We start from the raw sequence: 22,440 nt of genomic DNA, 5'->3' as shown, positions 1-22,440 counted from the left end.
TCACAGAACAATTATGCCGCAATCGATCCCGCGACAATAGACGACGGCTCAACGCTCTGCTCGGTCCACAGCGGGTGTCCGAGTGACGGGTAGACTTCGCGAACGCTTCGCGAGGGGACGACGCCGTGAGGCGGACGGGTCCGCCTCCCACTCGGGCGGCGCGGAGCGGGCGCAGGGCGCGCAGTCCGGCCCCGCCGCCGGAGGGGCCGGCGCGCGGTGCCGGAGGCGGCGGCTCGCCTCCGGGGGCTCACCGCAGCACGTAGACCTGCGTGCCCACCGAGACCCGCTCGATCAGGTCCGCGATGTCGTGGTTGTACATGCGGATGCAGCCATAGGACGCGAAGGTGCCGATCGAATTGGGGCGGTTGGTGCCGTGGATCGCGTATTCGCCGCCGCGCAGCGTCATCGCCGCCACGCCCATCGGATTGCCCGGTGAGCCGCCGCGGATCAGGTTGGGCAGCCACGGCTTGTCCCGCTTCACCTCCGCGGGCGGCGACCAGTCCGGCTGGTAATACTTGCCGTCGATCTGCGTGGAGCCGCTCCACTGCTTGCCGGGCTTTCCCACCGCGACGGGATAGCGGATCGCCGTGCCGTCGCCGTTGACGAGATAGAGCCGGCGCTCGCTCGTGCGCACCACGACGCTGCCGGGCGCGAGCCCGTCCGCGAAGGGCACGACTTCCCGCGCCTCAGCGCCGCCCCCCAGGCACACACCCACCGCGAGCGCGCCCGCGAGGACCGCGCTGTACTTGCCTTTCCCGAACATGGAAGACCGCCTTTCCGAGCTGGACCGTAACTCGCAAGACCATCCGACGTTCCGTCTTGGCGGATTGCTTCACGGCCGCCCGAATCCGGGCTTCATGCACCGTCTGTTGCCATCACGACCAATGCCGGGCTCGCGCGATCCTCCGCATTGTTGGGATCGCGTTCACGCTTCGGTGACGGATCGGCGATCGAGCCGGGAACGGGCGATCCGGTCGGCGCTTCCGATGTCGGCGGGAATCGTCGACCTACCCCGGCACCGGCGCGTCAAGCAACGGTTTCGCCCCGTCCTTTTCTCGAGGCCGGCGCCCGCTCGGGCCGAGGGCTCACCGCTCGTGCAGGCGCGCCGCGTCGGGGCTGCGGGCCTGCCAGCCATGGCGGACGAGTTCCGGGTCGACATGCTCTTCCTGCGGATGGCCGACGCAGAGATAGGCGACGAGGTCCCAGCTCTCCGGCACGTCGAGGAGGCGCGCGACGGGCTCCGGCTCCAGGATCGACACCCAGCCGACGCCGATGCCGTGGGCGCGGGCCGCGAGCCAGAAGGCATGGACGGAGGCCGCCACCGAGTAGCGCAGCATCTCCGGCATGGTGGCCCGGCCCAGTCCGTGCCCGGCCTCCGTCGCCCGGTCGCAGAACACCGCGAGATGGACCGGCGCCTCCCGCAGTCCGGCGAGCTTCAGGCGGGCGTAGAGCGCGCGGCGCTCGTCCGCGTAGCCTGCCCCGGCGGCGGCGTTGCAGCGCTCGAAATTCGCGGCGACCGCCGCCCGACGGGCGGGATCGGACACGCGCACGAAGCGCCAGGGCTGGCTGTTGCCGACAGAGGGCGCCAGCACCGCGAGATCGAGGCAAGCCCGCAGCACCGCCTCGGCCACCGGATCGCTCCGGAAGCGGCGCACGTCCCGCCGCCACGCCATCAACGCGCCGAGACGGTCGCGGAAGGCGGCGTCGAAGACGGGCGGCGGGCTCGTCGCGGGATCGTGGGGCGCGGGCATCGACCGGGTTCTGGCGCCAGACCGGCCCGCTTGCCAAGAGAGCCGGTCTGGCGCGGACGAAAAAAGGGCGGCGCTCCGAAGAGGCCGCCTGAAGTCCTTGGGTCTCGAAACCTCCGGAGTGTCGGATCGCCGAGAGCCGGAACGGCGCCCGAGGGCTGGGGAGCTCGGGTTTCAGGCGCCGCCCCGGCGGGCGAGCCGACGAGGTTTCAGGCCACACATCACCGCGTTCGCGTGACCTTGGCAAGGCGAGATCGCGGCCGGATCGTGGTGCGCCGCATCCCCGGGTGCCGCCGCGCACACGCGGCGCAGCGTCGGCGGCCGCCTTCGTTCCCGGTCGCGGCGGCCCTGCATGGCCGGCGAAGCATCTTGCGGGCGCTACAAGGCGGGCCCATCATCCCGGTCCGTTCCCGGCCCGTGGGCCAACGCTTCAGGGAGAGACGATGAGCGAGGGGAGTAGCGCCGACCACCGCTCGACCGAGCGGGACAGCCCCGGACCTCCGCGCGTGATTCCGTTCCCGTCATCCGACACGCCGCAGGTCGCCTTCCAGCGCGACGAGTTGCGCATCCTGTTCAATCTCTACGGCCGCCGCGTCGCCGAGGGCGAGTGGCGCGACTACGCGCTGGATTTCCGCCGCGACAAGGCCGTGTTCTCGATCTATCGCCGCACCTCCGAGATGCCGCTCTACCGGATCGAGAAGGATCCCCGGCTCGCCCGCCGCCAGGGCGCCTACGCGGTGATCGCGGCGAGCGGTCTCGTGATGAAGCGCGGCCACGATCTCGCCCGGGTGCTGACCGTGCTCGAAGGCCCGCTGCGCGCCGTCTGATACTGTTTCCGGTTGATCCCTTCGGTCTGGCCTCGCCCGTCATCCCGGGGCCGCGCAGCGGAACCCGGGATCCACCCGTGATGCGACGCGCGAGCATGGCGTCGCGGCCCGTCGTCGATGGCACGCCTCCGGCGCGCCCCTGCGGGTCCAAGTCCGCTTCGCGCCCCGGAAAGACGGGATCGGGGGCTGAAACGAAGCCATCAGCCGGAGACCGTCTGAGATCCCGAAGGGCTCATCCCTTAAAGCTCTTCCCTTCGGCGGGGCGCGGCGCCCCGCTCTGTCTCACGCCTTGCGGAGTTGCCCCGCCGCTTCCGCCAGCCGCCGGATCGCGGCCGGATCGGGATTGCCCGCCGGCACGACCCAGCTTCCGCCGACGCAGAGCACGGAGGGATGGGCGAGCCAGTCCGCGGCGCTCGCCTCGGTGATGCCGCCGGTCGGGCAGAAGCGGACTTGGTGGAAGGGCGCGGCGAGCGCCTTGAGGGCCTTGAGCCCGCCCGCGGCCTCGGCCGGGAAGAACTTGAACCGATCGAGCCCGTGGTCGAGGCCGCGCATGATGTCGGCGGAGGTCGCCACCCCCGGCAGGTAGGGCACGCCGGAGGCGATGGCGGCCTCCGTGAGCGGCGCGGTCAGGCCGGGGCTGACGATGAACCGGGCGCCCGCGCCGATGGCGGCGTCGAGGTCGCGGGCGTTCAGCACGGTGCCGGCGCCGACCACGGCGCCCTCGACCGACGCCATCGCCCGGATCACGTCGAGGGCCGCGGGGGTGCGCAGGGTGACTTCCAGCGCGGTCAGCCCGCCCGCGACCAGCGCCTCGGCGATCGGCACCGCGTCGGCGGCGTCCTCGACGACGAGGACGGGGATGACCGGGACGGAGCGCATCAGCGCGTCGATGGTGCTCATGTCGGTATCTCCCGAGGCTCGTTACAGTCCCGCCGCAGCCAGCATCGCCGAGCCGCCGCGCTCGGCATCGTCGGCGCCGTGGCGCATGAAGGCAAACAGCTCGCGGCCGGTGCCGAGGCCGGGCGGCGGCGGCGAGGCCCCCGCGCGGGCCTCCCACTCGGCCGGATCGACCAGCACTTCCAGGAGGCCGTCCTCCGCCGAGAGGCGGATCACGTCGCCGTCGCGGATGCGGCCGATCGGGCCGCCGCCGATCGCCTCGGGGCTCAGGTGGATCGCCGCCGGGACCTTGCCGGAGGCGCCCGACATGCGCCCGTCGGTGACGAGGGCGACCTTGTGACCGCGGTCCTGCAGGACGCCGAGGGGCGGCGTGAGCTTGTGCAGTTCCGGCATGCCGTTGGCGCGCGGCCCCTGGAAGCGGACCACGACGACGACGTCGCGCTCCAGTTCGCCGGCCTTGAAGGCGGCGATCACCGCGTCCTGATCGGAGAAGACCCGGGCCGGGGCTTCGATGGTGCGGCGCTCGGGGTCCACGGCGCTGGTCTTGAAGGTGGCCCGGCCGAGATTGCCCTTCACGAGCCGCATCCCGCCATCCGCCTGGAAGGGGTTCGAGGGGGGGCGCAGCATCGCCGCGTCCAGGGGCTCGGCGGGCGCGTCCTCGAAGGTGAGGGCGTCGGTCTCGCCGGTCAGCTTCGGGTCGCGGGCGTGGTCGCGCAGCCGCGTGCCGGCCACGGTCAGGATGTCGTCGTGCAGCAGGCCCGCATCGATCAGGGAGGCGATGACGTAGGACATGCCGCCGGCGGCGTGGAAGTGGTTCACGTCCCCCGCCCCGTTCGGGTAGACCCGGGCGATCAGCGGCACGACGCCGGAGAGACGGTCGAAATCCTCCCAGTCGATCACGATGCCGGCGGCCCGCGCCATGGCCGGAATGTGGATCGCGTGGTTGGTCGAGCCGCCGGTGGCCAGCAGCCCGACGATGGCGTTGACGAGCGCCCGCTCGTCGATGCAGCGCCCGAGGGGGCGATAGTCGTTGCCGTTCCAGCCGATCTCGGTGAGCCGGTGGATGGCCGAGCGGGTCACCGCCTGCCGCAGCCGCGTGCCGGGATTGATGAAGGACGCGCCGGGCATGTGCAGGCCCATCACGTCCATCATCATCTGGTTGGAGTTCGCCGTGCCGTAGAAGGTGCAGGTGCCGGCCCCGTGATAGGAGGCGGATTCCGATTCCAGCAGCTCCTTGCGCCCGACCTTGCCCTCGGCGAAGAGCTGGCGGATGCGCTGCTTCTCCTTGTTGGCGAGCCCCGAGGGCATCGGACCGGCCGGCACCAGGATCATCGGCAGATGGCCGAAGCGCAGGGCCCCGATGATGAGGCCCGGCACGATCTTGTCGCAGATGCCGAGAAGCGCCGCGCCCTCGAACATGCCGTGGCTGAGGGCGACCGCGGTCGAGAGCGCGATGGTGTCGCGGGAGAACAGCGACAATTCCATGCCGCGCTGGCCCTGGGTGACGCCGTCGCACATGGCGGGCGTGCCGCCCGCGACCTGTGCCGTCGCCCCCACTTCGCGGGCGAACATCTTGATCTGCTCGGGGTAGCGTCCGTAGGGCTGATGCGCCGAGAGCATGTCGTTGTAGGCGGTGACGATGCCGATATTCATGGCCCGCCCCGCGATGATCGCCGACTTGTCCTCGCCCGACGCCGCGAAGCCGTGGGCGAGGTTGCCGCAGGCCAGCATCGGGCGGTGCACGCCCGCCTCCCGCTCGCGCTCGATCAGGTCGAGATAGGCGCGGCGGCTGTCGCGGGAGCGCGCGACGACGCGCTCGGTGACCGCGGCGACCTCGGGGTGAAGCTCCGGCATGGCTCGTTCGCCTCGTTCGGATGTCGACGGCACGGGCGATCCCGCAAGAACGGGGCCCGTCCCCCTTTAGCATGGAGCCGTTCCAGACGGGATCACGCTTGTGAGAACGTTTTCATCACCCAAAATTCCGCAGGTCCATGCGGGGCTGTCGGGCTGTCACCCGTCCGCGAGACGCGCGTTTTCCGAAGGCGGCGCGGCCTGTCCTGCGCCGCCGGCGGGAGACGGTTGAATCCGGGAGGCGTTGCGAAAATCGGCCGCCCTCCCCCGAACGCCCCCGGTCCCGCGCGGGGCGCTCACGTCTCCGAAGCCGCCGGGATCTCCCGCTCGACGATCTCCCGCTCGATCTCGGCCGGGTCCAGCACGTAGCGGCGCGAGCAGAACTCGCAGGTGATCGCGATACTGCCGTCGTCGGCGACCATGTCGGTCCGCTCCTGGGGCGAGAACGAGCGGATCATGCCCATCACCCGCTCCCGCGAGCAGCGGCAGCGCTCGACCAGCGCCTGCGCCTCGAACACCCGCACGCCGCGCTCGTGGAACAGGCGGTAGAGCAGCCGCTCGCTCGACACCGCGGGATCGACCAGTTCGTGGTCCTCCACGGTGCCGACGAGGCTGCGCGCCTCGAGCCAGGCATCATCCTCGCCGACGGTGCCCGCGAGGATGTCGTGCCCCTCCGGCGCGTCGCCCGGCGGCAGATCCGCCTGCCGCATCCGCTCGGGCGAGCTTGGGAGGAACTGGACCAGCAGTCCCCCCGCGCGCCAACGGCTCTCGCCGCCCTCCATCTGCTCGGCCACCGCGAGGCGCACCAGCGTCGGGATCTGCTCGGACTGGCGGAAGTACTGGTGCGCGGCCTCCTCCAGGCTCTGGCCCTCCAGGGCGACGACGCCCTGGTAGCGGCTCTGGGTCGGGCCCTGGTCGATGGTCATGGCGAGGTGGCCCCGCCCCATCAGCTCGGCGGCGCGGGCCTTCGGCCCCATGGCGGCGACGGCCTCCGCCTCGAAGCGGGCCGTGGCCCGCACCCGGTCGGGCGCCTCGAAATCGACCACCAGCATGCCGACCGGCCCGTCGGTCTTGCTCTGGAGCTGGAAGCGGCCTTCGAGCTTCAGCGAGGAACCGAGCAGCGCCGTGAGCGCCGCCGCCTCGCCGATCAAGCGGGCGACGGCGTCGGGGTAGCCGTGGCGACGCAGGATCGTGTCGATCGACGGCCCGAGCCGCACGGCGCGACCGCGCAGGTCGAGGGCCTCCACCGCGAAGGGCAGGACGGCATCGTCGTCACCTTCGAGCGAGGCCGGAGAGGAGGGGGCGGGTCCGGAGCTCATGGGCTCTCCCTGGGCAGAACGGGGCGGAGAGGAGGGGAGACCGGGGGCGGGCGCGCGCGGCGCCCCGAACCTGTCCCGGCGATGGACCCGATATGGGGCCTGCGGGCGGGCAACGCGAGCCCCACCCCGCCACGCAAATTCTTAGGAACTGCGGCTTAGGGTTTCGACCACCGGCCGGCGTGCCCGGCCGCCCCTCCCATGGGCCCGATCCGTGACTCCATCGCCCACCATCCTGGTCGCCGACCCCGACGAGGAGAGCCGACTGGCTCTGGTCGAGGCGGTGCGCCGCCGGGACCCGGACGCCGTCGTGATCGAGGCCACCGACGGGGTCGCCCTCGAACGGTCGCTGGAAACCCACCCCGTCGATGTCCTCTTCATCGACGTGATGCTGCCGCAGACGAACGGCGCCGACATCGCCCGCTGGCGCCAAACCGGCAACCCGAACGGGCTGATCGTCCTCGTCTCCGACATGCTGGCCCCGGGCTGGCCCTCCATCGCCAAGCGGCTCGGCGCCTACGACGTGATCGTCAAGCCCCTCGGCGACCTGTCCATCGCCCGGGTGCTCGACGCGAGCCGGATCATCGCCCGGCAACTCGACCTGCTCGTGGTCGATCCCGGCCCGGCGACCCGGACGCTGATCCGCAAGCTGCTCGGCCAGAGCCATTTCACGTTCCACATCCTGGAGGCGTCGCGCGGCCTGGAGGCGGTGCGGCTCACCGAGCGGCAGCCGATCGACCTCGCCATCATCGAGATGAACCTTCCGGATTATCCCGCCCTGGAGGTCGCCTGCCGCATCAGCGACCGGCAACCGGGGGCGCGGCTCCTGATGACGGGCGCGACGGTCGAGGAAGGCGTGCGACGGCGGCTCGCGACCTTCGGCGCCTCGGGCTTCCTGAAGAAACCGTTCCGGTTCTTCGACGTGGACAAGGCGGTCCACGAGAGCTTCGGGCTCTGGCACCCCTATCTCATCAACGCTCTGCAGCGCGCGGAGGCGTCCGCCGCGACCGAGCCGGTCCCGCCGCTCGTGCGGCAGGCCGGTTGAGCCTCCGGTGCAGCGGCAACATCCCTATTCCCGGGCGCACCTCAACGAGCTCGTCTCCCGCATCGAGGACGCCCTGCGCAGCGGCGATCGCGCGCTGCAGTCGCGGCTCGTCCTGCAATCGGCCGAACTGCTGGTGAAGCGCTGGTCGCGCCTGTCCCAAGCCGACAAGCCCGCCTTCGACGCCCTGCTCCTGCGCCTGTGCGGCCAGATCGATACCGCGGCGCGGGAGGCCTTCGCCGAGCGCCTCGCCGACCTGCGGCTCGGGCCGCCGCGCACCTCGCAGGCTCTGGCGCGCGACCCCGCCCCTCGCGTCGCGGCGCCGCTTCTCACCCGCTGCGCCAGCCTGACGCCGGACTTCCTGGGCACGGTGGCACAGGAGGGCGGCGAGGGGCATCGCCTCGCGATCGCCCTGCGCTCCGAACTGCCGCCCGACGTGACGGACCGCTTGGCCCGCCATGGCGGGGAGCGGGTCGCGGTGCGGCTCCTCGACAACCCGGGGGCGCAGTTCTGCGAGGCCGGGTTCGCCCGTTTGCTGGTCCATTCGGCCCAGTCGGAATCCGTCACCCTCCGGCTCGCTTTGCGGCCCGACCTGCCGCCCGTGCACCGCCCGGGGCTCGTCGATCTGACCCGCTCGCGCGCCTGCGCCGAATTGCGGTTCGACCTCGACGGCGACCGCGCCTTCGAGGACGGGCTGATGGCCGAGGTCGCCGGGATCCTGGAGCGGGACGTTCCCGAGCCGCGGCTCGCGCGCTTCGCCTCCTCCGCCGCCTTCGTGCGGCAACGGTTCGCGACGGTCCCGCCGAGCGCCACCCATCTGGAAAGCTGGACCACCCTGCGCCGCACCGAGGACGTGCTGGCCGGGCTCAGCCGGGCCGCCGAATTGCCCCTGTCCATGACGGTCGCAGCCTTCGACGCCCCCGGCCCGATCTGCCTCGCCACGATCCTGCGCGGGCTGGACTTTCCCTGGACCGTGCTCAAGGCGATGCTGACCCTGCGCCACGGCAGCGAATGCGCGGCCGCGACCGTCGAGGCCGCCTACGGCCTCCACCGGCGCCTCGGGCCGTTGGCCGCCCGCCGGCTGATCCGCTTCGCCGCCCTGCGCCAGGGCAGCCTCGCCTTCCCGCACGAATCCGGCGCGGAGGCCCGCGCCGGGAGCGTCCGCGCGGGCGCGCATTGACAATGCCCGGACGCGGCGGCATCCGGCGCTCCTCACGCGAGGGCGCGCGACCGGGAGACGCCATGCGCGGCAAGGGACGACGGCGGCTCGGCCCGGGCGGCACGCGGCGTTGAGCCTCCTCGCCCCTCCCCGAACCGGCGGCGCGGGGCCGTCGCTCGCGCACCAGCTCGCGCCGTTCTTCTGCCTCTACGTCACGTTCGGCACCTCGCTGGGCTTCCTGGCGAGCGGCGCCCCGCTGATCCTGCGGGTGCGCGGCATCGACCTCGCCCAGGTGGGCCTCCTGCAGCTCATCAACCTGCCGGTGGGCCTCACCTTCCTCTGGGCCGCCCTGATCGACCGGGTCCGCCTGCCGGGCCTTCCCCACCGGCTCGGCTGGATCGCGCTGATGCAGGGGGCGGCGATCGCGCTCCTCGGCGTGCTGAGCCTCGGCGAGGCATGGCCGCTGCCGGCCCTGTTCGTGCTGGCGGTCGCCACCTGTTTCTGCCTCGCCACCATGGACATCGCCCTCGAAGCCCTGGTGGTCGAGACGGTGGGGCCCGAACGGCGCCCCTACGTCACATCGGCCAAGATCGGCGGCGCCTCGCTCGGCGGCATCGTCGGGGCGGGGCTTCTGATCGCGGCCTATGACCGGATCGGCTGGGAGGCCTCGGTGCTCGCGGTCGCGGGCCTGAACGCGCTCTGCCTCCTGCCGATGCTGCGCTATCCCGAGGCCCGGCTGCGCCTGGGCGGGGCCCCTGCGGCCCGCGGGCTCGACCTTGCCCGCCTGCGGGCCCTGAGCGGACGGGTCGCGGTGCTCGGCCTCTACTTCGCGGCGATGTTCGCGCTCGGCGGCGTCACCAACCTCGCGCTGATCGATCTCGGCGTGCCCCTCGGGACGGTCGGGCTCGTCACCGGCAGCCTGTCGGCGGGGATCAACCTCGTCATGGCCCTTGTGTCGGGCCTCCTCGTGCGCCGCGTCGGCACGGTGCCCCTCATCACGGTCGCGGGCCTCGGCGTCGGCGTCTCCGGCCTGCTGATGATCGGGGCCTGCGCCCTCGGCTCCGGCGGGCTCGGCCTCGCAGCGGCGATCCTCGGCATCCTGTGCGGGGGCGGGCTCGGCGTGCCGGTCTTCACCATGATCTACCGCTGGGCGCAGGGGCCGCAGCCCGCCACCGACTACGCGCTCCTGTTCGGCGCCGCCTTCTTCGCCGCCATGCCCCTGCGGGTCGGGGCCCCGGCCCTCGCGGGCGCGGTCGGCTGGCCGCTCTACTTCGCCCTGTGCGTGCCTCTCTACGGGATCGCCGTGGCGCTGCTGCGCCGGGACATCGTCCGCACGCTGGCCGCCGATCGGGCGAGGGTGTGACAGCGCCCCGCGCCGCCGGCACTGGCCGGGCGGGCGCCCCTCCGCTATCGGGCGTATCCAGCGGAACATGGCCCTCGTTCCGGCGAGATCGCAGGCGACACGCCCCATGTTGAAGGACTTCCTCGCCTATTACCGGCCCTACCGGACCCTGTTCCTGATCGATTTCGGCTGCGCCGTGCTGTCGGGCCTGCTCGAGCTCGGCTTTCCGATGGCGGTGAAGGCCTTCGTCGACGTGCTGCTGCCGCGCCAGGACTTCAGCCTGATCCTGCTCGCCGCGGCCGGCCTCGCGCTCGTCTATGTGGCCAATGCCGGGCTGATGGTGGTGGTGACCTACTGGGGCCATGTGCTGGGCATCAACATCGAGACGACGATGCGCGAGCGCGCCTTCGCGCATCTGCAGAAGCTCTCGTTCCGCTTCTTCGACGGACAGAAGACCGGCCACCTCGTCGCCCGGGTGACGAAGGACCTCGAGGAGATCGGCGAGGTCGCCCATCACGGCCCCGAGGACCTGTTCATCGCGGTGATGACCTTGTTCGGCGCCTTCGCCCTGATGGCCTTCGTCCACCCGCCGCTGGCGCTCGCCACCGCCGCGATCCTGCCCGTCATCGCCTTCGTGACGATCCGCTACGGCGGGCGCATGACCCGCAACTGGCAGGCCCAGTACGGCCGGGTCGGGGCCTTCAACGCCCGCATCGAGGAGAATGTCGGCGGGATCCGCGTCGTGAAGGCCTTCGCCAACGAGCCGCACGAGCGGGCCCTGTTCGCCACCGACAACGCAAGGTATCGCGCCGCCAAGCTCGAAGCCTACCGGCTGATGGCCGCGGCGCTCTCGATCAACTATCTCGGCCTGCGCCTCGTCCAGATCGTGGTGCTCCTCGGCGGCGCCTATTTCGTCGTGCGCGGCGACCTGACGGCGGGCGGTTTCGTCGGCTTCCTGCTGCTGGTGGGCGTGTTCTACCGGCCGCTGGAGAAGATCGGCGCCGTGGTCGAGACCTACCCGAAGGGCATCGCGGGGTTCCGGCGCTACCGTGAACTCCTGGCGACCGAGCCCGACATCGCCGACCGGCCGGGCGCGATCGCCGCGCCGCCCCTGAAGGGCGACATCCGCTTCGAGGGCGTGCGCTTCGGTTACGCCCCGGAGCGGCCGGTGCTGACCGGCGTCGACCTGACCATCCGGGCGGGCGAGACGGTGGCCTTCGTCGGGCCCTCGGGGGCGGGCAAGACGACGCTCTGCTCGCTGATCCCCCGCTTCTACGAGGCGGAAGGCGGCCGGATCACCATCGACGGTCACGATATCCGCGATCTGACCCAGGCCTCGCTCCGGAGCCAAATCGGCATCGTGCAGCAGGACGTGTTCCTGTTCGCCGGCACGATCCGCGAGAACATCGCCTATGGCCGGCTCGGCGCGCGCGAGGCCGAGATCATGGAGGCCGCCGCCCGCGCCCGGCTCGACGGGCTCGTCGCCGCCCTGCCCGAGGGGCTCGACACGCTGATCGGCGAGCGCGGCGTGAAGCTGTCGGGCGGGCAGAAGCAGCGGCTCGCCATCGCCCGCGCCTTCCTCAAGAACCCGCCGATCCTGATCCTCGACGAGGCGACCTCGGCGCTGGACACCGAGACCGAGCGGGAGATCCAGGCCTCCCTCGCCGAGCTGGCGGCGGGGCGCACCACGCTGGTGATCGCCCACCGGCTGGCCACGATCCGCCACGCCGACCGAATCGTTGTGGTGGCCGAGAGCGGCATCATCGAGCAGGGCCGGCACGAGGCCCTGCTGGGCCAGGACGGGTATTACCGCCGCCTGCACGCCGCCCAGGTCGAGGATGGGCGGACCACCCCGCCGCTGAGCGCGGCGGAATAGGCGGGGCCTGACCCCGCCCCCCGCGTCAGGGGATCCCGATGATCTTGTGGGTCTGCAGCGACAGCCGCCAGCGGGCGTCGCTGCGGCAATAGGCGACCGCCGCGGCGGTGTTGGCCGCCGCCGCCGGCCCGTCCATCGGCTGGAGGAACCGGTGGCGGAAGGGCAGGTCCGAAAACATCTCCGGCGGCGCCTCGGCCTGCGGATAGACGAGCTTCAGCTCGTCCCCGGCGGTCTGGACCAGGGGGTTGCCGGCCTTGGGGCTCACGCAGATCCAGTCGAGGCCGGGCGGCGCTGGGAGGGTGCCGTTGGTCTCCACCGCCACCTCGAACCCGCGGGCATGGACCGCGGCGATCAGGGCCGGGTCGAGCTGGAGCAGGGGCTCGCCGCCGGTGAAGACCACGTAGCGGTTCGCGTCGCCGCCGCCCCAGGTCGCCGCAATGGCCGCCGCCAGCGCCTCGGCATCGGCGAAGCGCCCGCCGCCCTCCCCGTCCATCCCGACGAAATCGGTGTCGCAGAAGCGGCAGGCGGCACCGGCCCGGTCCTCCTCGCGGCCGGACCAGAGATTGCAGCCGGAAAAGCGGCAGAACACCGCCGCGCGCCCGGCCTGGGCGCCCTCGCCCTGGAGCGTGTGGAAGAGTTCCTTGACCGCGTAGGACATCGTCTTTCCGTCGCCGCCGGAGCTTGGTCCGCCGAGGGAGCCGGCGCCTCGGGCGAGGCGCGGCCGAACAGGAGGCCGGAGCCCCCGGCCCGACGGCGTCGGGCCCGGAGGCTCCGGATCAGGCCATAGCGCCCGGGCTTGCCCGACGCCAATCCGGGCACATTTCCACGACGCAACCCTGCTCTGACGCCGAACGGCAACGGTCGGGCCGCGTCTGCCATGCTCTCGCCACGGAGGGCACGTTGATGCTCGATGATCCTTGCATTGGATCCGTCCGCCGCCCCCGCCGGTCCGGGTCCTTCGCGCCCTCATAGCCCTTACCGAGATTGGCCCGATGGTGAACCGTGTCTGGGGACGGCTGATCGCTCCATTCGCCGCGCTCGCAGTCTTGACCGGCCAGGCGGCCGCGGTGACGGCGCCGATCCTGGTGGTCGAGGCCGAGTCCGGCAAGGTCCTCTACAGCCAGGGGGCCACCGATCCCTGGTATCCGGCCTCCATCACCAAGCTGATGACCACCTACGTGGCCCTCTCCATGGTGCGGCAGGGCAAGATCGGGCTCGACACGCTGCTCACGGTCTCGCCCGAGGCGGCCGCCGAGCCGCCCTCGAAGATGGGCTTCAAGCCGGGCACCCAGATCACCCTCGACAACGCCCTCAAGATCATCATGGTCAAGTCGGCCAACGACGTCTCTTGGACGATCGCCGAGGGTCTCGGCGGCTCCGTCGAGGGCTTCGCCGACATGATGAACGAGACCGCGCACCGGATCGGCATGCGCGAGAGCCGCTGGTACAACCCCAACGGCCTGCCCGAGCCGCGGCAATGGACCACCGCCCGCGACATGGCGATCCTGGCCCGCGCCCTGATTCGCGACTTTCCCGACCAGCAGGGCCTGTTCTCGATCTCGGCCATCCAGTACGGCAAGGCCGTGATGGCCAACCATAACGGCCTGCTCGGGCGCTATGCCGGGGCGGACGGGATGAAGACCGGCTTCATCTGCTCGGGCGGCTTCAACGTGGTGGCGAGCGCGACCCGCGGGGGCCGGCGCATCATCACCGTGGTGATGGGCCAGCCCAGCGCCCGCGAGCGCGACATCAAGGCCGCCGACCTGTTCGACTACGGCTTCAGCCAATCGGCGGGCTGGACGGCGCAGACCCTCGACTCGCTGCCGCCCTCCAACGTCGCCACCCCGCCGGACATGCGGCCCTACATCTGCGACAAGCGCAAGCCGATGCCGGTGGACGAGGGCCCGGGCGCCCTCACCGCGGGGGCCGACGGCGCCGCCACCTCGCTGCTCGGCGCCGCCACCGCCGACACGTCGAGCCTCGCCTTCGCGGCGTTGAGCTCCGCCAATGTCCGCGGGCGCACCCTGCCGCCCCGCGCGCCGCTCCAGCCGGTCGCGATCTGGACCGGCCGCGATCCGGCCGAGGGCGCGATGGCGCTCGCCCGCGCCGAGCAGGAGGCCCAGGCCTCCAAGGACGCCGCCCGCACCAGCAAGCTCGAAGCCGCCCAGCGCAAGCGGGAGGAGGCGAAGGCCGTCAAGGAGGCCGCCCGCGAGGCCGCGAAGCAGGCCGCCGCCGAGAAGGCCGCCAAGGCCCGCGCCGCCGCCGTGACCGCACCGAAGCCCGCGGCCAAGATCGCCAAGGACAAGTCCGTCCCGGCCGCCACCAGCGCCTACACCGCCGTCGAGGCCGCGAAGCCCGCGGCCAAGCCGGCCGGCGCCAAGCCCGCGGCCAAGCCTGCCGCCGCCAAGCCCGCGCCGAAGAAGCCCGAAGCGAAGGCCGACGCCAAACCCGCCTCCAAGAAGGCCGCCAAGGCCAAGGACGACGACGCCTAGCGCAGCGTCCTGGTGATCGGATCCGGAACGAGGCCCTCGGATCGGCGGCATCGTCGACTTCCGACGAGCCGCCCCCCTTTTCGGGGCGATGCGCGAGGTCGGATCGGGGCGCTGCTGCCGACCTTGCCTGCGGGGCCCGCGCCGAAGACCCCTTCGCGCCGGTCCGCGCCATCCCCATCTCGTCCCGACCCGGGAGTGACGGGCGCCCCATCCCAGCTGCGGCCTGATCCGTGATCACGACGGAGGCGCGGGCCGAGGGCGTCGCGCCGGGTTTCGATCGTCCGCCTCGCGAGAAGCCGTTCCGCCCGATGTCCACCGCCCCCCGCCGCCCGGACCCGATCCCGCTCACCGTCCTCACCGGCTTCCTCGGGGCGGGCAAGACCACCTTGCTCAACCGGCTGCTCGCGGACCCGGCCCTGGCCGACACCGTGGTGATCGTCAACGAGTTCGGCGAGATCGGGCTCGACCACCTGCTGATCGAGACGGTGGACGAGGGCATGATCCTGCTCGGGGCAGGCTGCCTGTGCTGCACCGTGCGCGGCGACCTCATCAACACCCTGGAGGACCTGCTGCGCCGCCGCGACAACGGCCGGATCGGCGCTTTCCGCCGGGTCGTGATCGAGACCACCGGGCTCGCCGATCCCGCTCCGATCCTGCACGCGCTCCTCACCCATCCCTACCTGTCGATGCGCTTCCGGCTCCAGGGGGTGGTCACGGTGGTCGACGCGGTCAACGGGACGAACACCCTGGATGCCCACGAGGAGGCCCGGCGGCAAGCGGCGGTGGCCGACCATCTCGTGCTGACCAAGGCGGACCTGCCGGGGGCCGAGCCGGAGGCGCTGCGGGCGCGCCTCGCCGCCCTCAATCCGGGGGCGGCGCTCCACGGGCCGGACGTGCCGGCCGAGCGTCTCCTCGGCGGCCTGTTCGGCCTCGACGGCAAGGGAGCGGACGTGCGGGCCTGGCTCGGGGCGGAGGACCACGACCACAACCATGGCCATGGGTCCGATCACGGCCATCACCATGGTCACGCCCATCCCCATCACGACGTGAACCGGCACGACGCCGCGATCCGCGCCTTCCATCTGACCAGCGAGGTGCCGGTGCCGCGCCCCGCCTTCGAGATGTTCCTGGACCTGATCCGATCCGCCCACGGGCCGAAGCTGCTGCGGCTGAAGGGGCTGGTGGCGCTCGCCGACGATCCCGAGCGGCCCGTCGTGGTGCACGGGGTGCAGCACGTGGTCCACGCCCCCGTCACCTTGCCGGCCTGGCCCGACGCCGACCGGCGCTCGCGGCTCGTGGTGATCGTGCGCGACCTCGATCCGGATTTCGTGCGCCGGATCTGGGACGCCTTCCTGGGCCGGCCCGGGCTCGACACGCCGGACCGGGCGGCGCTGACCGACAACCCGCTGGCGATTCCCGGCGGCTGAGGGCGGCTACTCGTCCTCGCCGAACCGGTCGGCGAGCAAAGCCTCGATCGCGTCGAGGGCGGCGGGCGCGTCCTCGCCCACCGCCACCACGGCGATCGTCGTGCCCTTGGCCGCGCCGAGCGTCAGCAGGCCCATGATCGAGCGCCCGCCGACGGTCTCGCCGCCGCGGGTCACCGTCACGGCGGCGGCGAAGCGTTCCACCGTCTGCACGAACTTGGCCGAGGCGCGGGCGTGCAGGCCGCGGCGGTTGACGATCGGCAGGATGCGGCAGAGGCCGCCCTCCGGGATGTCGGGTTCGGGCTCGACGTCGTCGTCCAAGCTCTCGCTCATCGTTCCTCGCGCGCACGCCGCCTCGGCCGTCGCCGGGCCGTGAGAGGCCGCGCGCCCGGATGCGGGACGATGTGGTTAAGCCGGCAGCGGGGCGAAGGGAAGGCGCGGCGGGCCGCGAACCGGGCTACTTGCCCGCAAGAACCCGCGAGGCGACGTTAATGTACTTGCGGCCCGCCTCCTGGGCGTGGAGCACCGCGTCGCCGAGACTCTCGGCGTCGCGGACGCTGGCGAGCTTGATCAGCATCGGCAGGTTGATCCCGGCGACCACCTCGACCTGGCCGCCGTTCATACAGGAGAGGGCAAGGTTGGAAGGCGTGCCGCCGAACATGTCGGTGAGCACGACGACGCCCCGGCCGGAATTCACCCGGCAGACCGCGGCCATGATGTCGCTGCGGCGCAGCTCCATGTCGTCCTCAGGGCCGATCGTGATCGTCTCGATCTGCTTCTGGGGGCCGACGACATGCTCCAGCGCGGCCTTGAACTCGGTCGCCAACAGGCCGTGGGTGACGAGCACCATTCCAATCATCGAAGCGTGTTCCGACGCCCTGTGAGCGGAGTCGCCATCTTGTGCAGCGCAAAGTGAAGCGCAACCCGAACGCGGCGTTTTGCTCAACGCGACGCCCTCACCATGACATGGAGGCAACGGTCGCGCTACGGGTCGCGGCCGTGGCCGGGCACGAGAGCGGCGGGGTGCGTCCGTGCGGCCACGCCAGCCTCCAGCGCCTCGCGAATCAGGTATTCCCGCGGCTGGCGCGGTTCAAGGGCGAGTCGGGGCAGGCTCACCCCGAGGAGCCGAACGGTCGCGGGGGCGGGCCCGGGCAGCCGCTCGGCCGTGTCCACGAGATCGACGACGAGGCGCACCACCGCGGCGGGCGCGTGCGCCGCGAGCCGCCGGATGCCGTGGCCGCGGATCTCAATCAGCCCGGCAAGGGCGGGATGGGGCCGGGCCAGGAGCCGCCCGTGCCGGGCCTCCAGCCGGATCCGGTCGTCTCCGACGAGGCGGGCGTGGCGCCCCTCGCCCCCGGCCCGCTCGAGAAGGGCGAGGCAGAGCGCCGATTTGCCGGCGCCCGATGCCCCGCGGATCAGCACCCCCGCTTCGCCGAGGAGGACGCAGCTCGCGTGGACGGTCTGGTCCGGCCCGGCCGGCGCGGCGGCCTCGCCTTCGGGGCCGCCGCCGCTCATGCGGACCGGTCGGCCCCGTAGCGGTCGGCCCGGGGCGCGGCCGGCAGGCGCACGACGAAGCGGGCGCCGCGCACGGTGGGATGCCCCTCCTCGTCGGCCGGGCCGGGTCGGTTCTCGGCCTGGATCGTGCCGCGATGGGCCTGGATGATCTGGCGCGAGATCGACAGGCCGAGCCCGGAATTCTGGCCGAAGCCCTGCTCCGGACGGTCGGTGTAGAAGCGCTCGAAGATGCGCTCCAGGGCATGCTCGGGGATGCCGGGCCCCTCGTCCTCGACGACGAACTCGACCTCGCCCTTCAGGCGGCGCAGGGCCACCCGGACCTTGGCCCCCGGCGGCGAGAACGAGCGGGCGTTGTCGAGCAGGTTGTTGACGACCTGCCCCAGCCGGCTGTCGTGGCCGACGATGCGGAACGGGTCATCGACGTCCCCCGGCGGGCGCTCGACATCGAACTGGATGATCGCCGCGTTGGCGCGCCGCCGCTCGTTGGCGACCGAGGTCACGGTGGTGAGCAGCTTGCCGAGGTCGATCCGCCGCGCCTCCGCCCGGGCGAGTTCCGCGTCGAGGCGGGAGGCGTCGGAGATGTCGGAGATCAGCCGGTCGAGACGCTTCACGTCGTGCTGGATGATCTGCATCAGCCGGCCGCGCGATTCGTCGGTCTTGGCGAGCGGCAGGGTCTCGACCGCGCTGCGCAGGCTCGTCAGCGGGTTCTTCAGTTCGTGGCTGACATCGGCCGCGAAGCTCTCGATGGCGTCGAGGCGCCGGTAGAGCGCCTGCGTCATGTCGCGCAGCGCCCCGGAGAGATGGCCGATCTCGTCGGTGCGCCCGGTGAAGTCCGGGATCTCCTGGCGCGACTTGATGCCCATGCGGACCCGCTCGGCGGCGTCCGCGAGCCGCCGCACCGGGCCGGCGATGGCCCCCGCGAGCAGGATCGACAGAACCAGCATCACGGCCGCCGCGACGAGGAACACTTGGAGCAGGCCGAAGCGCTCGGAGGCGATGACACGGTCGATGTCGCCGCCCTGCGTCGAGACCATCAGGACGCCGCGCACCGAGCCCGCCCGCTGGATCGGCACCGCCACCGAGACGATGGTCTCGCCGCGCTCGTTGCGCCGGGCGATGGTGCCCCGGGCGCCGGTGAGCGCCGCCTGGACCTCGCGGAAGGCACGCCCGTCCTGCGGGCCGGCCTCCTCCTGGCTCGAGCGCTCGCTGACGACGAGGCCGAGGATGCGGGTGCCGATGAAGTCCCAGATCCGCTCCACCACGTTGGGCTTCGGCGGCCGCGTGGCGCTCGCCTCGCCGCGGCCGAGATCGCCGCGGGCGTAGAGGGAGCGGGTGTCGAACAGGAGGCTGCCCTCGCGGTCATAGACCCGGGCGCGGTTGCCGGTCGGCGTCACGAGGCGGCGCAGAAGGGGGGCGACCTTCTCCGGGTTGAGTGAGAAGGCGAGCGAAGACGGGTCGTCGTCGATGTCCCTGCCCTCGCCGGCCTGCTGCTGGAGCAGCTTGTCGGGATCGACCCGGATCGTGTCGGTGTCGACGGAGGCCTGGGCCGCGATGGCGCCCGCGATGATGTCGCCCTGGATCAGCAGGCTCTGTACCCGGGACTGGATCAGGCCCTGGCGGAACTGGTTCAGGTAGAGGAAGCCGAACAGCAGGACGATCAGCCCGACGAGGTTGAGCACCACGATGCGGCGCGTCAGGCTGGAGGAGGCGCGTTGGCCCACCGCGTTCCAGAGGTCGCGGGGCCAAGTCAGGGGCGGGCGGGCAACGGAATCGAGCAGGCGCACGAGGGCGCGGCGGCGACCCTTCCCCTTGGGATTTCCCTCGGGGTCGGAGTCTCGGAACAGGGGGGCGAGCATCGCGCGGGGCGTGTCTGGCAGCGGGCTCTCAGCCCTCCTTGAAGCGGTAGCCGACGCCGTACAGCGTCTCGATCATGTCGAAGCTCTGGTCGGTCACTTTGAACTTCTTGCGCAGGCGCTTGATGTGGCTGTCGATGGTGCGGTCGTCGACATAGACCTGATCGTCGTAGGCCGCATCCATCAGGGCGTTGCGGCTCTTCACGACACCGGGGCGCTGGGCCAGCGCCTGGAGGATCAGGAACTCGGTGACGGTCAGCGTCACCGGCTCGCCCTTCCAGGTGCAGGTGTGGCGCTCGGGGTCCATCATGAGCAGGCCGCGCTCCAGGGAGCGGGCGGCGGCGTCGGCCTCGCGGGCGGCGGCGCCCGGGGTGGCGTCCTTCGGGGCGAAGCGGCGCAGCACCGCCTTGACCCGCTCGACCAGGAGACGCTGCGAGAACGGCTTATGGATGAAATCGTCCGCGCCCATCTTGAGGCCGAACAATTCGTCGATCTCCTCGTCCTTCGAGGTGAGAAAAATCACCGGAAGGTCCGATTTCTGCCGCAGGCGTCGGAGAAGCTCCATCCCGTCCATGCGCGGCATCTTGATGTCGAAGATGGCGAGATCGGGCGGCGAGTGGCGCAGACCGTCGAGCGCCGAGGCCCCGTCGGTGTAGGTCTGGATGCGGTAGCCCTCGGTCTCCAGCGCGATCGAGACGGAGGTCAGGATGTTGCGGTCGTCGTCGACGAGGGCGATGGTCGGCATGCAGGCTTCCTGACTTGACGGTGCGGCGCGCGTCCCACGGCGGGACCGCGGCGGCGCGGTCCGCACCCACCGCTCGGACCGTCACCGGCCGTGCGGAGGGTCTCGTCCTTTACGACCATCAATCGAAAAAAGCGAGCGGGGGTCTAAGCTTGGCCGTATCGCGGCACCGGCCGCGACGGCCGGACCCTACGCCGCGCCCCGTTCCGTGACACCGCCCTCGTCCGCGAGCGCCCTGTCGGATTATGGTTGCCGCCAGGGAACGGGAAGGAGCTTTTCATGGGGAACGACCAGGCACCCGCACCGGAGCGGCGCGGACCGGCCGAGCCGCTGCCGGCGGCGCAGGCGCCCTTCGACGCGATCGGCCTCGCCCGCCAACTCCTGCGCGGGGTCCGCTCGGGGGCGCTCGCCACCCTCGACGCCGCCGACGGCACCCCGTTCGCCTCCCTCGTGACGATCGCGACCGATCACGACGGCACGCCGGTGATGCTGCTGTCGCGGCTCTCGGCGCATACGCGCAACCTCGACCGGGACCCGCGCTGCTCGCTGCTGTTCTCCGTCGGCGGCAAGGGCGATCCGCTGGCCCATCCGCGCCTGACCGTGACCGGCCACGCCGCGCGCTCGGACACGCCGCGGCTGCGGGAGCGCTTCCTGGCGCGCCATCCGAAGGCCAAGCTCTACGCGGATTTCCCGGATTTCGGCTTCTTCGCCCTCGACCCCACGGCGGGCCATCTCAATGGCGGCTTTGCCAAGGCCGCGACCCTGACGCGCGCGGAACTTCTCCTCGACCTGACCGGGGCGGAGGCCGTGGCGGCGGGGGAGCGGGGCGCGGTCGACCACATGAACGAGGATCATCTCGACGCGCTCGCCCTCTACGCGGCCTCCGTCGGCGAGGCGGGCACCGGCTGGCGCCTGACCGGACTCGATCCGGAGGGGCTCGACCTGATGGCCGGCGAGCGGACCGCGCGGGTGCCCTATCCGGAGCCGGTGCGCGACATGGGCGCCCTGCGCAAGGCCCTCGTCGCCATGGCGGCCGCCGCCCGGTCCGAGGCGGAGTCCGTCAGCGGCTCCTGAGGATCAGCCGGTCGCCGCGCACCTCGTAGGAGGGCAGCCGGTTCAGGAAACTCTGGCCGAGCAGGTTGACCCGGAGCGCGCCGGGCCGGCTCACCACCGCGTCGACCCCGCGCTCGGTGATCGGCCCGACCCGGACCGAATCGAGCCGGATCGGCGCCGTGAGCGCCGTGCCGTTGGCGGTCGAGACCCGGAGATTGAACGCGTTCTCGTCCGGGCGGATGCCCAGGGCGGCGGCGCTCTCGGCGGTGAGCACCACCCGGCTCGCCCCCGTGTCGAAGGCGAAACGCTGCTCAGGCCCCCCGTTCACCTCCGCCAGGACCGAGAAATCGCCGTCGGACCGGCGGGTGATCGTCACCTCGCCGCCGGGCCCCACCACGGCGGTGCCGGGGCGCAGCGCGCCGAAAAGCCCCGCCCCGACCTGCTGCGCCTGCTCGCGATAGGCATAGGCGCCGACCGCGAGCGCGCCGAGGCCGAGCCAGATCAGGGCCGCCCGGACAGCGTCGCCCGGCATGGCAAGGGCGTGGCGCCAGCGCCCGGCGACGATGAGCAGCAGGATCGCCGAGAGCGAGACCAGCCCGGCGAGCTGGTCCTGGTCGAGCCCCATCACGGGCCCGCCGTCGTGGTTGGCGATCAGGACGACGAGGCCGATTCCGAGGATCGCGAGCCCGACCCACCTCATCGCACGAGCGCCCCCCGCCCGGGATAGGCCCGCGCCAGCCGCGCGGGCAGATCCGCCATGACGGCGCGCCGCTGCGTCTCGGTGAGCGAGCCCCAGAGCGCGATCTCGTTGCGGGTGCGCCCGCAGCCCTCGCACAGGCCGCGCACGGCATCGAGCACGCAGACCTTGGTGCAGGGCGAGGAGGGTTTGGGGGGAAGTGCGGCGGTCATGGCGTGTGCAGATGGGGCGGAGCGGGTCTGTGAATCAAGGGCTTCGCCGGTGCGGGAAGCCGCCGCGCGGTTCAGGTTCGCGCGCGGTGACGCGAGGGGCGAGGCACTCATTCGGGATCGGAGATGGGCGAGGGCCGAGCAGGCAGCCCGGCCCATCGGTCCCGAGGCGATCGGTCCCGAGGCGATCGATCCCTCGTGAGCGCCGGCGCGCTACGCCGTCGCCGCCACCAGCGCGAGCAGCACCGCGATCTCGCCCACCTGCTGGCAGGCGCCGACCACGTCGCCGGTTTGGCCGCCGATCCGGCGCCGGGCCAGAGCCGCGAGGCCGAAGGCGGCGGCAGGCGCCAGGACGAGACCGAGGGCGAGGCCGAGGGGCGGCAGGCCGAGGGCGGCC

Annotated in this window: 22 protein-coding genes; 8 read left to right on the top strand and 14 right to left on the bottom strand. The window is 72.2% G+C overall.

Translation table 11 applies throughout. From position 1 onward, the window contains the following. Window positions 1–247 precede the first annotated feature (247 nt). Both LW587_RS15980 and bluB read right to left on the bottom strand, forming a co-directional pair. Complete coding sequence (locus LW587_RS15980) at window positions 248–763, bottom strand: L,D-transpeptidase (RefSeq protein WP_232630585.1); 516 nt, start codon at window positions 761–763, stop codon at window positions 248–250. Window positions 764–1,085: 322 nt separating this feature from the next. After that, window positions 1,086–1,751, bottom strand: coding sequence for a 5,6-dimethylbenzimidazole synthase (gene bluB, locus LW587_RS15975; RefSeq protein ID WP_232630584.1), 666 nt, complete (start codon window positions 1,749–1,751; stop codon window positions 1,086–1,088). Between the two features lie 440 nt (window positions 1,752–2,191). On the opposite strand from bluB, the gene LW587_RS15970 reads away from it, so the two are divergent. Further along, window positions 2,192–2,575, top strand: coding sequence for a DUF2794 domain-containing protein (locus LW587_RS15970; RefSeq protein WP_232630583.1), 384 nt, complete (start codon window positions 2,192–2,194; stop codon window positions 2,573–2,575). Window positions 2,576–2,857: 282 nt separating this feature from the next. On the opposite strand, the gene eda is transcribed toward LW587_RS15970, so the two are convergent. From eda to LW587_RS15955, 3 genes are all read right to left on the bottom strand, one after another. After that, window positions 2,858–3,475 (bottom strand): bifunctional 4-hydroxy-2-oxoglutarate aldolase/2-dehydro-3-deoxy-phosphogluconate aldolase, encoded by a 618-nt coding sequence (gene eda / locus LW587_RS15965; RefSeq protein ID WP_232630582.1) that lies wholly within the window; start codon window positions 3,473–3,475, stop codon window positions 2,858–2,860. Window positions 3,476–3,496: 21 nt separating this feature from the next. Continuing rightward, the gene (gene edd / locus LW587_RS15960; protein WP_232630581.1) at window positions 3,497–5,326 is read right to left on the bottom strand and encodes a phosphogluconate dehydratase; all 1,830 of its coding nucleotides are present in this window, start codon (window positions 5,324–5,326) and stop codon (window positions 3,497–3,499) included. Window positions 5,327–5,619: 293 nt separating this feature from the next. Beyond that, window positions 5,620–6,642 (bottom strand): Hsp33 family molecular chaperone, encoded by a 1,023-nt coding sequence (locus LW587_RS15955; RefSeq protein WP_232630580.1) that lies wholly within the window; start codon window positions 6,640–6,642, stop codon window positions 5,620–5,622. Window positions 6,643–6,853: 211 nt separating this feature from the next. Between LW587_RS15955 and LW587_RS15950 the strand changes: the two genes are divergently transcribed. From LW587_RS15950 to LW587_RS15935, 4 genes are all read left to right on the top strand, one after another. Then, entirely contained in the window at window positions 6,854–7,684 is an 831-nt protein-coding gene (locus LW587_RS15950; protein WP_232630579.1) for a response regulator, read from the top strand. Between the two features lie 7 nt (window positions 7,685–7,691). After that, window positions 7,692–8,861: a DUF2336 domain-containing protein gene (locus LW587_RS15945; RefSeq protein ID WP_232630578.1), complete on the top strand. Its 1,170-nt coding sequence runs from the start codon at window positions 7,692–7,694 to the stop codon at window positions 8,859–8,861. Window positions 8,862–8,970: 109 nt separating this feature from the next. Beyond that, on the top strand, window positions 8,971–10,203 hold the full coding sequence (locus tag LW587_RS15940) for an MFS transporter (protein WP_232630577.1): 1,233 nt from the start codon (window positions 8,971–8,973) through the stop codon (window positions 10,201–10,203). A 106-nt stretch (window positions 10,204–10,309) separates the two neighbouring features. Beyond that, a complete protein-coding gene (locus LW587_RS15935) occupies window positions 10,310–12,058 on the top strand; it encodes an ABC transporter ATP-binding protein (RefSeq protein ID WP_232630576.1) in 1,749 nt (582 codons plus the stop codon). Window positions 12,059–12,083: 25 nt separating this feature from the next. Here the strand turns inward: LW587_RS15935 and queE are convergent, their stop codons facing one another. Further along, window positions 12,084–12,716: a 7-carboxy-7-deazaguanine synthase gene (gene queE / locus LW587_RS15930; protein ID WP_232630575.1), complete on the bottom strand. Its 633-nt coding sequence runs from the start codon at window positions 12,714–12,716 to the stop codon at window positions 12,084–12,086. Between the two features lie 334 nt (window positions 12,717–13,050). Between queE and LW587_RS15925 the strand changes: the two genes are divergently transcribed. Next, the gene (locus tag LW587_RS15925; protein WP_232630574.1) at window positions 13,051–14,550 is read left to right on the top strand and encodes a D-alanyl-D-alanine carboxypeptidase family protein; all 1,500 of its coding nucleotides are present in this window, start codon (window positions 13,051–13,053) and stop codon (window positions 14,548–14,550) included. Window positions 14,551–14,858: 308 nt separating this feature from the next. Further along, the gene (locus tag LW587_RS15920) at window positions 14,859–15,977 is read left to right on the top strand and encodes a CobW family GTP-binding protein (protein ID WP_232630573.1); all 1,119 of its coding nucleotides are present in this window, start codon (window positions 14,859–14,861) and stop codon (window positions 15,975–15,977) included. 6 nt (window positions 15,978–15,983) lie between these two features. Here the strand turns inward: LW587_RS15920 and LW587_RS15915 are convergent, their stop codons facing one another. The 5 genes from LW587_RS15915 to LW587_RS15895 form a co-directional block, all read right to left on the bottom strand. Continuing rightward, the gene (locus tag LW587_RS15915; protein WP_232630572.1) at window positions 15,984–16,307 is read right to left on the bottom strand and encodes an HPr family phosphocarrier protein; all 324 of its coding nucleotides are present in this window, start codon (window positions 16,305–16,307) and stop codon (window positions 15,984–15,986) included. Between the two features lie 124 nt (window positions 16,308–16,431). After that, a complete protein-coding gene (locus LW587_RS15910) occupies window positions 16,432–16,833 on the bottom strand; it encodes a PTS sugar transporter subunit IIA (protein WP_232630571.1) in 402 nt (133 codons plus the stop codon). A gap of 125 nt (window positions 16,834–16,958) precedes the next feature. Next, window positions 16,959–17,489, bottom strand: coding sequence for an HPr kinase/phosphorylase (locus LW587_RS15905; RefSeq protein ID WP_232630570.1), 531 nt, complete (start codon window positions 17,487–17,489; stop codon window positions 16,959–16,961). Next, on the bottom strand, window positions 17,486–19,345 hold the full coding sequence (locus LW587_RS15900) for a stimulus-sensing domain-containing protein (RefSeq protein ID WP_232630569.1): 1,860 nt from the start codon (window positions 19,343–19,345) through the stop codon (window positions 17,486–17,488). The genes LW587_RS15905 and LW587_RS15900 overlap by 4 nt, the downstream gene beginning before the upstream one ends. 28 nt (window positions 19,346–19,373) lie before the next feature. Then, a complete protein-coding gene (locus LW587_RS15895; RefSeq protein ID WP_232630568.1) occupies window positions 19,374–20,087 on the bottom strand; it encodes a response regulator transcription factor in 714 nt (237 codons plus the stop codon). Between the two features lie 276 nt (window positions 20,088–20,363). Here LW587_RS15895 and LW587_RS15890 point away from each other — a divergent pair, with 276 nt between their 5' ends. Next, the gene (locus LW587_RS15890; RefSeq protein ID WP_232630567.1) at window positions 20,364–21,158 is read left to right on the top strand and encodes a HugZ family pyridoxamine 5'-phosphate oxidase; all 795 of its coding nucleotides are present in this window, start codon (window positions 20,364–20,366) and stop codon (window positions 21,156–21,158) included. On the opposite strand, the gene LW587_RS15885 is transcribed toward LW587_RS15890, so the two are convergent. The 3 genes from LW587_RS15885 to LW587_RS15875 all read right to left on the bottom strand — a co-directional run. After that, complete coding sequence (locus LW587_RS15885; protein WP_232630566.1) at window positions 21,145–21,837, bottom strand: retropepsin-like aspartic protease family protein; 693 nt, start codon at window positions 21,835–21,837, stop codon at window positions 21,145–21,147. The two genes, LW587_RS15890 and LW587_RS15885, sit on opposite strands and share 14 nt — an antisense overlap. Then, window positions 21,834–22,046: a DUF1289 domain-containing protein gene (locus tag LW587_RS15880; protein WP_232630565.1), complete on the bottom strand. Its 213-nt coding sequence runs from the start codon at window positions 22,044–22,046 to the stop codon at window positions 21,834–21,836. Before LW587_RS15880 ends, LW587_RS15885 begins: the two co-directional genes overlap by 4 nt. A gap of 210 nt (window positions 22,047–22,256) precedes the next feature. Continuing rightward, a partial coding sequence (locus tag LW587_RS15875; RefSeq protein WP_232630564.1) for an adenosylcobinamide-GDP ribazoletransferase occupies window positions 22,257–22,440 on the bottom strand: 184 nt, incomplete at its 5' end.

It is taken from the genome of Methylobacterium sp. Leaf118, from assembly GCF_920984675.1.
Classification (GTDB): domain Bacteria; phylum Pseudomonadota; class Alphaproteobacteria; order Rhizobiales; family Beijerinckiaceae; genus Methylobacterium.
The sequence above is the reverse complement of the archived record's forward strand: the minus strand, read 5'-3'. Positions and strand labels throughout refer to the sequence as shown.

Coding starts and splice junctions, on each gene's coding strand:
- LW587_RS15980 (WP_232630585.1), bottom strand. CDS start 763: ATGTTCGGGAAAGGCAAGTACAGCGCGGTCCTCGCGGGCGCGCTCGCG.
- bluB (WP_232630584.1), bottom strand. CDS start 1,751: ATGCCCGCGCCCCACGATCCCGCGACGAGCCCGCCGCCCGTCTTCGAC.
- LW587_RS15970 (WP_232630583.1), top strand. CDS start 2,192: ATGAGCGAGGGGAGTAGCGCCGACCACCGCTCGACCGAGCGGGACAGC.
- eda (WP_232630582.1), bottom strand. CDS start 3,475: ATGAGCACCATCGACGCGCTGATGCGCTCCGTCCCGGTCATCCCCGTC.
- edd (WP_232630581.1), bottom strand. CDS start 5,326: ATGCCGGAGCTTCACCCCGAGGTCGCCGCGGTCACCGAGCGCGTCGTC.
- LW587_RS15955 (WP_232630580.1), bottom strand. CDS start 6,642: ATGAGCTCCGGACCCGCCCCCTCCTCTCCGGCCTCGCTCGAAGGTGAC.
- LW587_RS15935 (WP_232630576.1), top strand. CDS start 10,310: ATGTTGAAGGACTTCCTCGCCTATTACCGGCCCTACCGGACCCTGTTC.
- queE (WP_232630575.1), bottom strand. CDS start 12,716: ATGTCCTACGCGGTCAAGGAACTCTTCCACACGCTCCAGGGCGAGGGC.
- LW587_RS15925 (WP_232630574.1), top strand. CDS start 13,051: ATGGTGAACCGTGTCTGGGGACGGCTGATCGCTCCATTCGCCGCGCTC.
- LW587_RS15920 (WP_232630573.1), top strand. CDS start 14,859: ATGTCCACCGCCCCCCGCCGCCCGGACCCGATCCCGCTCACCGTCCTC.
- LW587_RS15915 (WP_232630572.1), bottom strand. CDS start 16,307: ATGAGCGAGAGCTTGGACGACGACGTCGAGCCCGAACCCGACATCCCG.
- LW587_RS15910 (WP_232630571.1), bottom strand. CDS start 16,833: ATGATTGGAATGGTGCTCGTCACCCACGGCCTGTTGGCGACCGAGTTC.
- LW587_RS15905 (WP_232630570.1), bottom strand. CDS start 17,489: ATGAGCGGCGGCGGCCCCGAAGGCGAGGCCGCCGCGCCGGCCGGGCCG.
- LW587_RS15900 (WP_232630569.1), bottom strand. CDS start 19,345: ATGCTCGCCCCCCTGTTCCGAGACTCCGACCCCGAGGGAAATCCCAAG.
- LW587_RS15895 (WP_232630568.1), bottom strand. CDS start 20,087: ATGCCGACCATCGCCCTCGTCGACGACGACCGCAACATCCTGACCTCC.
- LW587_RS15890 (WP_232630567.1), top strand. CDS start 20,364: ATGGGGAACGACCAGGCACCCGCACCGGAGCGGCGCGGACCGGCCGAG.
- LW587_RS15885 (WP_232630566.1), bottom strand. CDS start 21,837: ATGAGGTGGGTCGGGCTCGCGATCCTCGGAATCGGCCTCGTCGTCCTG.
- LW587_RS15880 (WP_232630565.1), bottom strand. CDS start 22,046: ATGACCGCCGCACTTCCCCCCAAACCCTCCTCGCCCTGCACCAAGGTC.